Raw genomic sequence first — 12,909 nt, forward strand, 5'->3', positions numbered from 1 at the left:
TAAGCTGCAGAATTTCTGCAGCTCATTTTTTTGATAGTAAATTTAGAATGAATCTCTATAATTTAGATTCCCTGTTGCTCCCTGCGGAAGAAAAACAACTTTTCTTTTAATGCTTTTTGCTTTTTCCAGAGCTTTAAGAGCTTTTTGACGTTCAACTTCCCTGTTGAAGTGAGAGTTGATGTTCTCAGATTGTGCAGTTGCTTTCATATATGTATATTTTTGGTGTGTTACAGTGAGCTAATCTAAAAATATGCCGTTTTTAGGGTAAATCTTCTAATGAGGTATCAAAAACAAAAAAAATATTTTTTTTCAGTTCTTTGTTATTCTTGGCATAGTAGTTGAATACCTAATTGCAACTATTAAAAAATAAACAAATAAGGGATCTTAAATATTTCCCGGAGCAATTCGGGAATATTTTTTATCACTAATTACAGGAAAAACACCAATCACTATAAATATTAATACTTTTGACTAAATCCCTGGTTATTCCGGGGATTTTTTCTTATGCTTTTATTTGATACCTTTACAGAAAAATAGTTCATGGCTTATATAATTAAAACAACATCAGACGGTTTGATTTATGTGAAAGCGTCGAACGTTATCCACGTAAAAAAGCCAAATGCACTGGAAGGAGCAAAGGTTATGGGGCAGCCATTGGTTATTAATGTGAATCATATTGGCTTTCTGAGCTACAATATTGAAGGCCATGTTACCTTTTTTATGGCAAGCGGGTTTGAGATCTCGATGAAGATATTTTACGAAGAAGCGGAAGAGGCTTTTAACTGTGCAAAAGGAAGTATCGAAAAGATCATCAGGTAAATTTTAATCAATAAAAAAGACGTTTCACCCGAAACGTCTTTCTTTTTTATCTTGGTAAGCCTCTTTTCAGAGCAATTTCTGCTCTTTTTACAGCGACTTTTTCTTTCCAGTCCATGTATTTCTTCTTGAAGTTCTTCTTCATGATGTCATCAAATTTACGCTGTACGGTAAGATTCCATAAAGAATGTGCCTTCACCGCCCAGGATTTGTCCCAAGCTCTCAGCGAGATAGAAAAACTTCCGTCCAGATATTTCATCCAGTGCCACCATCCGGTTGGCATAAACAATGTGTCGCCATGCTCAAGATAACATTCAATACCTTCTACGCCGTCTAAAGCGGGAAATTTTGTGAAGTCAGGATTTTCAATATCATAATCTTCCAGCGCATACGTTGCGTAAGGAATCTGGTACAGTCTTTCTTTCCATTTGTAATCGAACAGTAGAATATGTTTTCTTCCGTTAAAGTGGGTATGGAAAATATGAGCCATATCAATATCAAAATGCAGGAACGTTACAGAACCTTTACCGCCGAAAAACATATTGGGATATTTGTCCAGAAATCCACCCATGAGTTCTTTCGGAGAAATATAATCTTCAAGAAGTTTTGGAGCAAATTTTATAGGATCAAAAAGAAAAATTCTAAGATCGGTAGGCTCTCTCTGGATAAGATCTATATAATCCCCGAATTTCATTTTGGCTGCAGAAGCGTTAATGGGAGCTGCAGGATCTGCCTTCGAGCTGTCGTACAACGGAACTTCCACATCACCTACTACTTCCTTCATGTACTCCATGGTCCATTTCTGGTACGCTGGCCATTTTCTTGCCATGTTCTTAATGACAACAGGTTTTCTCGGCTTCAGATACTTTTCAATGAATTCTTCCTGAGTAATATCATCTACAATATCTATAGGCTTTAAATTGATTCCCATTTCTTAAAAATTTAATGTTACAAAATTATTAAATAAAAATATATGTTAACGGATTTAAGCTTTTTTTAATCTATGATTCAAATCATTTTTAACTATTTAGACTAAATAAAAAACTGAAAAATAATCTTAAAGGCAAAAAAAAACACCCTGCAAAAAAGAATTGCAGGGTAAAAACACAATTTGATGAATAAAAATTCATTTCTTCCCGCTAAAATAAAAAAATATTTATAACTGATTTTTATCTGTAAGTGAATATTATAAGCTAAAAGTATAGAATTTTTTCTATACCATTCTATAAAATACTGTTGATGGTATTTAAATATAAAACACAAAATAAATTTTGATGAATTTTATTAATTTTCAAATAAAAAATATTTTTTTTCCTACCCAATAAATACGGCGTAATTTGCTGATTTTCTTATGCAATAACTTTACAGGATTATTCATAATTTTATGATATGACACAATGAGAAATTCGCGAAACATTTTTCGGTGCCCTACCGTAAGATGTATTTCTTTAAAGTCATCATGATGCATCATCCGAACTGTACATTTATTCTAGGCAAAATTGTATAGTTAGGGAAAAATTAATTATTAACGATTCTAAAAGAAAACAAATTTTATGAAAAAGAAAATTTTATTCAGCGCCATGATGGGTATTTCAGTGATGGCGTTTGCGAAAACACTTCAGGCTGTTTGGACTTCAACTTGTGGAGTTAAACATTATACAACATTTACAGGTAACTGGAGTAATAGTGATATGCAAAGTTATATTGCCTCAATAAATGAAATAGAGTGTGGAGTAAGACCAAATGTAGTTCTTAATCCTTAAATTAATTTGGATGGGCAGAAGTAATTCTGCCTGTCTTTAATATCAAATATTGCTATGGAAAAATTTTTTTTAATTATTACGTTATCAATTTCTGCCATAATATTTTCTCAAAAGATATCATTTAATCCAACCATAAAAGTAACATATGATTCTAAGCTTCAATTGGGAGAAAAATATTATCACAACCAGCGGTTTGTTTTAGTAGGAAATTCGCAGGATTATTATTTTGGAGCTGCACAAAATTATTTGAATGATACTGGTCAATATGAGGCTAAAGGAGCAATCGATACGAGAATAATAAGTGATTATTTTCAAGAAAGAATAATTAAAATAAATAGTAAAACTACTGTTTATACCATAGCGATGAGCTCAAAGATACGTTATGAAGAGCCAGAAACAATCCAATGGGTTTTATATAGTGAAACAAAAATTATAAACGGTGTAAAATGCCAAATGGCAGCTACAAACAAGTTTGGAAGAAGATGGATTGCTTATTTTTCGAAAGATTATCCTCAATCTTTGGGACCCTATAAATTTACAGGCTTACCGGGTTTAGTTTTTGAGTTGTATGATACGAGAGATGATTATCATTTTACAGCAACCAAAGTTGAAAAAAACTCTAAAGAATTTACCTTCAATCTTTCGGCATTTAAATTAATGAGCAAAAAGAATTATTTACAGGCAAAATATAATATGGAATTTACACTCATGGGATTTCCTCAAATGGATGAACAAATGAGAAAAGAATCACAGGCAATGTTTGATAAGAAAAAAGTAATGTATAACAATCCTCTGGAATTAAAACCTTTTGAATAATACTTTACTTCCCTGCGAAATAATAAAACAAAAGAGCCTTAAAACTAAGGCTCAAAACACAAATGTTAGATAAAAAAACGACTTATTTTTTCAGACTTTTGATCAGTTCTTCAAGCTGAGAACTGATTACTTTTGCTGCTTCAGAATCTGTAATATTTATGATAATTCCCTGCTGAATATCTTTTTGACCAATTGAACTGTCTTTATTGTCATAATTATTATTAACAAATTCACTTTTTGATTTTTCCCCAAAAAGTTCGAGAATGCTTACCTGAAAAATTTCAGCCAATTTTGGAATGTATTGAGATTTAATATCAGTTGCTTCATTCTCCCAGTTGGTATATGTATTTCTGTCTAATCCCAACATATCGGCAATTTGCTGTTGAGAAAATTTGGTTTTGCTTCTCAGCTTTTTAAGATTAGTTCCCACTCCCATAAGTGAAATTGTTTTTACGAATGTATAGATTTAGCCAAAGAATTAATAATAAAAAACCTCAAAAAGTCAGTTCTTTCGTGAAATATGGCTTGATAACAAAATCCAAAGAAAATTTTTCATTCGGGAAAAATTTTTCCTTTAAAAAATAAAGTTCAGGACATTAAAAAATATCACTATGTTTGTAGTGATAAAAAAGAGGTTTAACTTTTGGGCTTAAATACAATCTTTATACTCGTGTAACAAAACGCTTTAACCATTAACTAATTAAGCAAATAATAAATTATGAAAAAGAGAATATCTTTATTCCTGATGATTTTTTTCTCTGTGATCGCTTTTGCACAGAAGACGGTTTCGGGAAAAATCACGGATGAAGACGGAGTTGGAATCCCAAGCGCAAGTGTAACGGTGGAAGAGCCGGGAAAAGATGCCATTCTTGCCTATGGAATTACCAACTCGAAAGGAGAATACAAAGTCACCTTCACTTCAGGAGAATCCAATGTAGACCTTAAAGTAAAGGCTTTCAATCAGAGACCTTTAACGAAGCAGATCAGCAACAGCGATCAGACGCTCAATTTCAAAATGGATTCTGAGGCTACGGAAATTAAGGAAGTGAAACTTAAAACAAAAATGGTTACGGCAAGAGGAGACACCATTTCCTACGATCTTAAAGCATTCGACAGCAAGAGCGACAGGACATTAGCCGATGTTTTGAAAAAAATGCCGGGAATTGAAGTTAATACAGATGGAACGATTCTTTATCAGGGAAATGCGATCAATAAATTCTACGTCAACGGAAAAGATTTAATGGAAGGCGGTTACGGAACCATCAATAACTCGCTTCCGAAAGATGCAGTACAGAAAGTTGAGGTACTGGAAAATCACCAACCCGTAAAAATCTTACAGGATAAAGTACCTTCCGATCAGGCAGCCATCAATATCAAACTGAAAAATTCGGTGACCATGACGGGAAGAGGAGAAGTAGGAGTAGGAGGAAATCCGCTTTTATGGAATGTAAAACTTACACCGATGTTCTTTGGACAGAAAAGTCAGTGGGTGGTTAACTACAAATCGAATAACACCGGAGAACAGGTAGAAAACGAAGGAAATATTCTCTCTTTCGGAAACAGATTTGAAGGAAGAAGAATCAACGCAACCCAAAACGACTGGCTGAATGTAGAAAATGCAAGTACCCCGAATCTTCCGGTAAAAAGATATCTCATGAACAGTGTTCACTACGTATCTGCAAATTACCTGACCAATATCGACAAGAAAAAAGAATGGGAACTGAAAGCCAACGCCAATTATACAAATAATGCAGTGGAAAGAGAGTCTTATAATGAGCAGGAATTATTTGCAACGCCTAACAGACAGGCATCTACTATATTGCAGAATATCCGCAATAATTTTTATACAGACAAAGCAAAAGGAGAATTAATCTTTACCAAAAATGCAAAAAAGGGATTCTTTAAAAATACCACAAGTTTTTCTCAGTACTGGAACGCCGACAGAGGAATTGTTGACAGAACTGTAAAAGGTTCTGCAAGCAGTTATACGGCACATGGAGATGAAGCGGTGGAATCGCCAACAACCTCTTTCCAAAACTCATTGAGTACTATTGTTCCCTGGAAAGAAAAAATGGTAAATGTATTATCGTACATCAGTTATCAGACAGACAGACAGACTTTGGATGTTTCACCGGCTTCCTATCTCGCAATTCCGGGCTTTCTTCCTACTTCTACAGATTTTGTGAGACAGAATTTAAGACTTAAAACTTTTGAGGCGAATCATTCTGCCAATATTGGTTTTTCTACAAAAGGATGGACATTTACCCCGGAAGTTGGATTTAATTTTAAATCGACCGATTTAGTTTCTGGTTTGTCAAATATTATAACAAATCCTTTTACCAGTCCAAATCCTACACCCGCTTCACAGTATAGTAATGATTTGAAGTATACTACTGCAACACCTTATGGAAGTTTAGGGGTAAATTATAAAAGTGATTCGTGGATGGTGTATGCTAATTTCCCGGTAAACTCGAATAATATTAAAGCAGATGATCCGATAAGACTCGTTTCGAAAGAAGTAAATAAAGTGACATTTGAGCCAAGTATTTTTGCGCAATATACCTTTGCTTCTTTCTGGAAAGCTTCCGTAAATGCTAATGTTAATAATAATTTTGGAGAAATAAACACAGCCTATTCAGGGTTTTTAATGACTTCTCCGGTGGGAATCAGTGCGATGGATATTAATAATCCGATTCCTCAGAACAATAATAAATCTGCCGGAACGAGAATCGAATACAGAAATCCGTTAAATAATTTATTCTTTAACATCAACTACAGATTTTCTGATGCAAAGAGAAACTTAATTTCCAATCCTACAATCAACGAAGCAGGATATACTATCATGCAGTATAAAGAGCAGGACAACCATGTTTTAAATAATGGATATAATCTGGAAGTAGGAAAATATTTTCCGAAGTTTAAAACGAATGCTTCCGTCAGCTACAGCAATAATACAGCAAAATCTGATGCTTTTCTGGATAATGCTTCCTACACGAACAAGAATAACAGTCAGTCATTTGGCGTGAAATTTAACAATACCTATTTCAGCTGGATGAGCATTGATTATAATGCAAGTTTCTCAAGAACAAAGCAGACAAGTACAGGAAGGGTGGTTTCTGATGCTGCAAGAAAAGGATTTACCCATAATTTAGGACTTTTCTTCTATCCGATAGAAAACCATACCATCGGCTTCAACTGGGATCAGGTGAACACCAATGCGGTAGATCAGAAATACCACAACGGATTCTACGATCTTTCTTATCAGTTCACATGGGCTAAAAAGAAAATCGATTTTGAATTGAAATGGATGAATATTGCAAATAAGAGAGTATTTGAAACGTATGAAATTAATGCAACAAATACAAACTACACAAGAATTCAGCTTCGTCCGAGTCAGGTCATGTTTACCGTAAAATTCAACTTTAAATAAAATCAAAACTAGCCTTCAAAGGCTGGTTTTTTTATTTGATAAAAGAATAATCAAAAACAAATTAAAAAAAATCTGTAACAAAAATCCTAAACTGATAACTAATTGTATAAACATTCTATTTAAAATGAAAAAGCTATTTTCAATATTTCTGGTTGCATTTTTTACTTTCGTAAGTGCACAGGATAAAGATTCTAAAGAAACTGCCAACCGTTTTTTTTATGAACTTACTTTCAAGCCGAAAAGCGATTCTGCAAAACTGGAAAAAGTAATGACGGTTTTAGACATCGTTAAAGACAGATCCGTTTACAGAGATTATACCATGCTTGCTCAGGATTCTATCATGAAAGTTCAGATTGAAGCAATGCAGAAGTCGGGAGTATTCAAAGATATGTCGAAATCTATCAGAATGCCGAAATTCTCAGAAAAAGTGGTTAAAACATATCCTGATATGAAAATCCAGTACATCGAAAGAATAGCAAGCGGATTTTCACCAATGGGAATTGCCTACACAGAAACTCCGAAATTCGACTGGAAAATTTCTAACGAAAAAGAAAAAATAGGAGCTTACAATGCTCAAAAAGCTACGGCTGAATTCGGAGGAAGAAAATGGACAGCATGGTTCACCACAGAACTGCCTTTTCAGGATGGTCCGTATAAGTTTTCAGGACTTCCGGGCTTGATCGTTAAAATAGAAGACGATGCAAAAAACTATTCTTGGGTGCTTCAGGGAAACAGAAAGGTACAGAACTGGGAAGAACTTTCTTATGCAGAAAAAATTTCCAACATGAGCTTAAAAGTAACAGAAATGCCGCGGGAAAAATTCGAGAAAACGTTTAACGAGTTCAAGAAAGATCCTTTCGCTACGGCAAGACCGATGATGACGCAGGAGATTATGTCTAAAACAATTCCGGGAATGGACGGAACAATAGGGGATATGATGAAAAAGCAGGAGAAAATGTATAAAGATTTCTTCAACGCAAACAACAACCCGATCGAACTTACCCAGTCTGCTTCTACAGACAAAAAGAAAAAGTAACATTCATATTTACTAAATTATATTTGAATCAACCCAAATGCGTGAAAGCATTTGGGTTGATTTTTTTCATGATATACGTTATTTAGATTAAATTTAAATAGCGTATATTTGCACTTACAAAAATATCGGCTTTGAAACATAAGGATTTACATAAGTTGAGCGGATTTCCCAAAAACAGACTGGGGAAAATAGTAGGATATGATAACGACAGCCTGAAAATGCCCAACAAGATCATCGAAATGGGGCTTCTTCCGGAAACTTTCTTCAGGATTTTGTATCAGGCGCCGTTCAGTGGTCCGATGTATGTGGAATTTGGTGATGAAAAAAGCCGTATTGCTCTTCGTGAAGAAGAAGGAGATTATATCATCGTTGAAGAATTGAATTAATGCAGAGCGCTCACAAAAAACAGATCCTTTTAGTCGGGAATCCAAACGTCGGAAAATCTACGGTTTTCAATGCCCTAAGCAATAAAAAGCAAAAGACCGGAAATTACGCGGGAGTTACCGTAGCAAGCCATTCCGGAACATACAGTTATAAGAACGAAGAAGTTGAAATTATTGATTTACCGGGTTCTTACAGTATTTATCCAAGTTCGGAAGATGAGGCGATTTTTTCCAAATTTCTTATTGATGAACAGCAAAATTATGCCGGAGTTATCTATATTCTCGAAGCATTAAGCCTGAAAAGAGGATTGCTTTTATTTCAGCAGATTCAGGATTTGGGAATTCCGATGATTTTGGTCGTTAATCAGATTGATCAGGCAGAAAGAAGAGGAATTACCATCAATATTGAAAAATTATCTGAGTCTTTAGGGATAAAAGTTTTTGAGACCAATGCTAAAGAACAGATCGGGATTGAGGAAATAAAAGAAGCCGTTTACAACAATCAATTCGTAACATCCGAAAAAATCTCTTTTGAAACCCCTTCCGAACACAAAGATTTCATCAGAAAATTATCCCTTCATAAAGGATTTGATAACGAATATAAAGCATGGATGAGTCTTTCTCTGGGAACAGATCTGGAGAAGCTGGAATCTATTGTAGGACTCATCAACGAGCCGGACTCCAAAAGTCTGGTTCCAAAAAGACTGCAGGTGCAGGAAACGGTAAGAAGATATCAGCATGCAGATAAAATTCTGTCTGATGTTATTTCTAAAAAACCGCAGTTCAAAGAACTTTTAACAGAAAAATTAGACAAAGTTCTGGTTCATAAATTCTGGGGATATGTCGTTTTCCTTTTGATTTTATTAATCATTTTCCAAAGTGTATTTTTCTTAGCCGAATATCCGATGAACTGGATCGACAGTTTCTTCTCCTGGTTAGCAGCTTTCACTTCAGAACATTTACCGGAAGGACCTGTCAATTCATTGGTTTCGAACGGAATTATTCCGGGAATCGGCGGAATTGTAGTGTTTGCACCACAGATCGGAATTTTACTGTACTTCCTTTATCTTTTGGAAGATTCGGGATATATGGCGAGAGTGGTTTTCTTAATGGACCGTATTTTAAGACCTTTCGGGCTGAACGGTAAAAGTATTGTTCCTTTGGTTTCGGGAACAGCATGTGCAATTCCCGCAGTTATATCAACAAGAAATATAGAAAATTTAAAAGAAAGGCTGCTTACGATTTTAGTAACGCCTTTTATGACGTGTTCTGCGAGACTTCCGGTGTACAGCATCATTATCGGGCTTATTATTTCAGACGGAACGTTTTTAGGAATAAAATACAAAGCTTTGGTTTTAATGGGAATGTATTTACTTGGATTTTTAGTCGCGTTATTTTCCGCAGCCATTCTCAAAAGATTTATCAAAAATAAAGGGAAAACCTATCTTGTGATGGATTTACCGACATACAAAAAACCGCTCTTTGCCTACGATTTTAAAATGGTTTTAGGCAAAGTATGGGAATTCATTACCGGAGCCGGAAAGATTATCTTCATTGTGAGCATCATCATCTGGTTTTTAAGCTATTTCGGACCAAAACAGAAGCCGGATCAGTTTGTGGCAACCAATGTGGAACTGGATCATTCCTACCTTGCCAAAATGGGAAAAGGAATTGAGCCGGTAATTGCTCCTTTAGGCTACGACTGGAAAATGGGCGTTGGAATTCTGACAAGTTTCGTGGCAAGAGAAGTGTTTGTAGGAACTATGTCTACCTTGTACAGTCTTGAAGATGATGCTCCCGAAGTAAAAGTAATCGATAAAATGAGACGCGATGTAAAACCGAACGGTGAGAAAGTATTCAGCTTTGCAACCGGAGTTTCCGTCCTCTTATTTTATGCATTTGCAATGCAGTGTGTTTCTACCCTTGCAGTAGTCTACAGAGAAACCAAAAGCTGGAAATGGACCGGCTTACAGGTGGCAATGATGACCGGTTTGGCATATTTTGTGTCGATGATAGCCTATCAGATTTTAAAATAATGGATACTTCCTTACTTTTACAATATATCATTGTCTTACTGATCGTTGCATTCGCTTGCTACTCTTTATTCAGAATATTGAAGAAGAATTTTGCTCCGAAAAAGTTCAGTTCCAAAAGAAGTAGTTGCGATAAAGACTGCGGGTGTTCGTAGAATTTTAAGTTAGCAATAATCCCATATAATCTAAGTTTCAAAAGTTAATTTTTGTATTTTTACGAGCGGAACACAAAATTTTTGTGAATGAAAAAAATTCAAGTTGATGATAAGATAATTGCTATAACATCATACAAAGACGAAGATTATATTTGTCTCACAGACATGGTTCGAGGTGAAGAAGGAAATGACCACATTCGAAACTGGATGAGAAACCGAAATACCGTTGAGTTTTTAGGAATTTGGGAACAGCTTTATAACCCTAATTTTAAAGGTGTCGAATTCGACACCTTTAAAAAAGAAGCGGGACTAAACTCGTTTAATTTAACACCTAAAAAATGGATAGAAGCTACTGATGCTATTGGTATTGTTTCAAAAAGCGGAAGACAGGGAGGAACATATGCTCACAGAGATATTGCTTTTGAATTTGGGGCATGGATTAGCCCAATGTTTAAGCTTTTATTGATAAAGGAATTTCAACGATTAAAAGAAATTGAAGCAAATCAGTTTAATTTAGAATGGGATGTAAAACGGATTTTGAGCAAAATAAATTATCACATTCATACCGATGCCGTAAAAAATCATATCATACCCTCATCAAATTATGCAAAAAACAGTGAATGGCTGGCTTATGCAGAAGAAGCCGATGTATTAAACGTCGCATTATTTGGTTACACTGCTAAACAATGGAGAGAAGCAAATCCTCAACAAACTTTGGAGGGAAAAAATATGCGCGATTTTGCAAGTATTAATAAATTAACAGTGCTTTCAAATCTGGAATCATTTAATTCAGAATTAATTAAATCTAAGTTAGACAAACAAACCAGATTTAATAATTTATATAGAATTGCAAAGCAGCAACTTGAAATATTAAATCAAAAAGATTTTATTAAATCTGTCAAGAAAATATCAGACAACACGTATCTAGATCAATAAAATTTTAGAGGATGTTTATGATAAAATGATACTAATTTATAACAGAGCGAAATATGTCACTAATAAAAAGCATTTCAGGAATCCGTGGAACCATTGGCGGAAAAGTAAACGATAATTTAACGCCGCTTGATGTGGTAAAATTTGCTTCCGCATTCGGAACCTGGCTTCAGAACAATAAAAATAAAAAAGATTTAACTCTGGTTATCGGTAGAGATGCAAGAATCTCCGGACAAATGGTTTCTTCTCTGGTAACAGCAACTTTACAGGGGCTTGGAATTAACGTAGTAGATTTAGGACTTTCCACAACACCAACTGTAGAAATTATGGTTCCCGAACTGAAAGCAGACGGAGGAATTATTCTCACCGCTTCCCATAATCCTAAACAGTGGAACGCCTTGAAATTGCTGAATGATAAAGGAGAATTCATCAGCGGAGAGAATGGAGCTGAGGTTTTGGCTTTGGCAGAAAGCGAAGATTTCAACTATGCAGAAGTAGACGATTTGGGAAAATATGAAACAAGGGAAGATGCTTTTGATATTCATATTCAGCAGATTTTAGACTTGCCAATGGTAGATGCAGAAGCTATTAAAGCTAAAAATTTCAAAGTGGTTTTAGATGCGGTAAATTCAACTGGAGGAATTGCCATTCCGATGCTTTTGGATAAATTAGGCTGTGAAACAGTAAAATTATACTGTGAACCGACCGGTCATTTTCCGCACAATCCGGAACCGTTAAAAGAACATTTGGGAGACATTTGTGAGTTGGTAAAAAAAGAAGGCGCAGATTTCGGAATCATTGTTGATCCGGATGTAGACAGATTAGCTTTAGTCGATGAAAAAGGCGAAATGTTTGGCGAAGAATATACATTGGTTGCCGTTGCAGACTATTTGCTGAAAAATAAAAACGGAGTGGCAATTTCCAACCTTTCATCAAGCCGTGCTTTAAGAGATGTTGCAAAAACCCACAATTCAGAATATTTTGCCAGTGCAGTAGGAGAGGTGAATGTGGTTACTTTAATGAAAGAAAAAAATGCAGTGATTGGAGGAGAAGGAAACGGAGGAATTATTTATCCGGATCTTCACTACGGAAGAGACTCTTTGGTAGGAGTTGCTTTATTTTTAACCCATTTGGCAAAAGAAAATAAAACCGTTTCTGAACTGAGAGCAGGTTATCCAAGTTATTTCATGGGCAAAAAGAAAATCGAATTAACGCCGGAAATCAATGTGGATGATATTTTATTAAAAATGGAGAAAGAATATCAGAATGAAGAAGTTTCTACCGTTGATGGCGTGAAAATCGACTTTGAAAATAACTGGGTTCACCTCAGAAAATCAAATACAGAGCCGATCATCAGAATTTATACAGAAGCTAAATCTCAGGAAGAAGCTGATAAATTGGGAGACGATATCATCGCAAAAATTAAAAGTTTAATTTAATCTGAAATAATAGCGGAGCTTTTTAGAGGTCACTGAAAAACCTTTCATTTTACGACAGCCTATTTATTTAGGATGAAAAATAAGAGCTTATTACAAGATTTAAAA

13 protein-coding genes are annotated in these 12,909 nt (G+C 35.0%); 9 read left to right on the forward strand and 4 right to left on the reverse strand.

The genetic code is table 11. From position 1 onward, the window contains the following. Positions 1-42 precede the first annotated feature (42 nt). Positions 43-207, reverse strand: coding sequence for a hypothetical protein (locus H6W52_RS13080; RefSeq protein WP_157967254.1), 165 nt, complete (start codon positions 205-207; stop codon positions 43-45). 333 nt (positions 208-540) lie between these two features. On the opposite strand from H6W52_RS13080, the gene H6W52_RS13085 reads away from it, so the two are divergent. After that, positions 541-819, forward strand: a complete 279-nt coding sequence (locus tag H6W52_RS13085; RefSeq protein ID WP_076391105.1) for a hypothetical protein — start codon at positions 541-543, stop codon at positions 817-819. Between the two features lie 46 nt (positions 820-865). Here H6W52_RS13085 and H6W52_RS13090 read toward each other — a convergent pair whose 3' ends face one another. After that, positions 866-1,747 carry a cupin-like domain-containing protein gene (locus tag H6W52_RS13090; RefSeq protein WP_087706597.1) on the reverse strand — a complete coding sequence of 294 codons (882 nt, stop codon included), beginning with the start codon at positions 1,745-1,747 and terminating at the stop codon, positions 866-868. Positions 1,748-2,369: 622 nt separating this feature from the next. On the opposite strand from H6W52_RS13090, the gene H6W52_RS13095 reads away from it, so the two are divergent. Both H6W52_RS13095 and H6W52_RS13100 read left to right on the forward strand, forming a co-directional pair. Beyond that, positions 2,370-2,579, forward strand: a complete 210-nt coding sequence (locus H6W52_RS13095) for a hypothetical protein (protein WP_087706596.1) — start codon at positions 2,370-2,372, stop codon at positions 2,577-2,579. Positions 2,580-2,633: 54 nt separating this feature from the next. Further along, entirely contained in the window at positions 2,634-3,395 is a 762-nt protein-coding gene (locus H6W52_RS13100) for a GLPGLI family protein (protein ID WP_087706594.1), read from the forward strand. 82 nt (positions 3,396-3,477) lie between these two features. Here H6W52_RS13100 and H6W52_RS13105 read toward each other — a convergent pair whose 3' ends face one another. Next, on the reverse strand, positions 3,478-3,831 hold the full coding sequence (locus tag H6W52_RS13105; RefSeq protein WP_116098738.1) for a helix-turn-helix domain-containing protein: 354 nt from the start codon (positions 3,829-3,831) through the stop codon (positions 3,478-3,480). Between the two features lie 282 nt (positions 3,832-4,113). Here H6W52_RS13105 and H6W52_RS13110 point away from each other — a divergent pair, with 282 nt between their 5' ends. The 4 genes from H6W52_RS13110 to feoB all read left to right on the forward strand — a co-directional run bounded on the left by H6W52_RS13110 (position 4,114) and on the right by feoB (position 10,280). Beyond that, entirely contained in the window at positions 4,114-6,825 is a 2,712-nt protein-coding gene (locus H6W52_RS13110) for a Plug and carboxypeptidase regulatory-like domain-containing protein (RefSeq protein WP_185216744.1), read from the forward strand. Between the two features lie 124 nt (positions 6,826-6,949). Continuing rightward, complete coding sequence (locus tag H6W52_RS13115; protein ID WP_076391117.1) at positions 6,950-7,861, forward strand: GLPGLI family protein; 912 nt, start codon at positions 6,950-6,952, stop codon at positions 7,859-7,861. Between the two features lie 131 nt (positions 7,862-7,992). Next, positions 7,993-8,247: a ferrous iron transport protein A gene (locus H6W52_RS13120; protein ID WP_076391119.1), complete on the forward strand. Its 255-nt coding sequence runs from the start codon at positions 7,993-7,995 to the stop codon at positions 8,245-8,247. Continuing rightward, positions 8,247-10,280, forward strand: a complete 2,034-nt coding sequence (feoB, locus tag H6W52_RS13125; protein WP_116098740.1) for a ferrous iron transport protein B — start codon at positions 8,247-8,249, stop codon at positions 10,278-10,280. The genes H6W52_RS13120 and feoB overlap by 1 nt, the downstream gene beginning before the upstream one ends. Before the next feature lie 58 nt (positions 10,281-10,338). Here the strand turns inward: feoB and H6W52_RS21345 are convergent, their stop codons facing one another. After that, positions 10,339-10,473, reverse strand: a complete 135-nt coding sequence (locus H6W52_RS21345; RefSeq protein WP_262511419.1) for a hypothetical protein — start codon at positions 10,471-10,473, stop codon at positions 10,339-10,341. A 46-nt stretch (positions 10,474-10,519) separates the two neighbouring features. Here H6W52_RS21345 and H6W52_RS13130 point away from each other — a divergent pair, with 46 nt between their 5' ends. Together H6W52_RS13130 and glmM are read left to right on the forward strand one after the other, a co-directional pair. Further along, a complete protein-coding gene (locus H6W52_RS13130; protein ID WP_116098741.1) occupies positions 10,520-11,368 on the forward strand; it encodes a KilA-N domain-containing protein in 849 nt (282 codons plus the stop codon). 53 nt (positions 11,369-11,421) lie between these two features. After that, entirely contained in the window at positions 11,422-12,804 is a 1,383-nt protein-coding gene (glmM, locus tag H6W52_RS13135; protein WP_116098742.1) for a phosphoglucosamine mutase, read from the forward strand. The last annotated feature ends 105 nt before the right edge of the window (positions 12,805-12,909 follow it).

This window comes from Chryseobacterium sp. C2(2020) (genome assembly GCF_014218915.1).
In the GTDB taxonomy this organism is placed as follows: domain Bacteria; phylum Bacteroidota; class Bacteroidia; order Flavobacteriales; family Weeksellaceae; genus Chryseobacterium; species Chryseobacterium mucoviscidosis.

Bases quoted from the DNA above. Each gene is read 5' to 3' on its own strand.
- H6W52_RS13080 (WP_157967254.1), bottom strand. From the start codon at position 207: ATGAAAGCAACTGCACAATCTGAGAACATCAACTCTCACTTCAACAGG.
- H6W52_RS13085 (WP_076391105.1), top strand. From the start codon at position 541: ATGGCTTATATAATTAAAACAACATCAGACGGTTTGATTTATGTGAAA.
- H6W52_RS13090 (WP_087706597.1), bottom strand. From the start codon at position 1,747: ATGGGAATCAATTTAAAGCCTATAGATATTGTAGATGATATTACTCAG.
- H6W52_RS13095 (WP_087706596.1), top strand. From the start codon at position 2,370: ATGAAAAAGAAAATTTTATTCAGCGCCATGATGGGTATTTCAGTGATG.
- H6W52_RS13100 (WP_087706594.1), top strand. From the start codon at position 2,634: ATGGAAAAATTTTTTTTAATTATTACGTTATCAATTTCTGCCATAATA.
- H6W52_RS13105 (WP_116098738.1), bottom strand. From the start codon at position 3,831: ATGGGAGTGGGAACTAATCTTAAAAAGCTGAGAAGCAAAACCAAATTT.
- H6W52_RS13110 (WP_185216744.1), top strand. From the start codon at position 4,114: ATGAAAAAGAGAATATCTTTATTCCTGATGATTTTTTTCTCTGTGATC.
- H6W52_RS13115 (WP_076391117.1), top strand. From the start codon at position 6,950: ATGAAAAAGCTATTTTCAATATTTCTGGTTGCATTTTTTACTTTCGTA.
- feoB (WP_116098740.1), top strand. From the start codon at position 8,247: ATGCAGAGCGCTCACAAAAAACAGATCCTTTTAGTCGGGAATCCAAAC.
- H6W52_RS13130 (WP_116098741.1), top strand. From the start codon at position 10,520: ATGAAAAAAATTCAAGTTGATGATAAGATAATTGCTATAACATCATAC.
- glmM (WP_116098742.1), top strand. From the start codon at position 11,422: ATGTCACTAATAAAAAGCATTTCAGGAATCCGTGGAACCATTGGCGGA.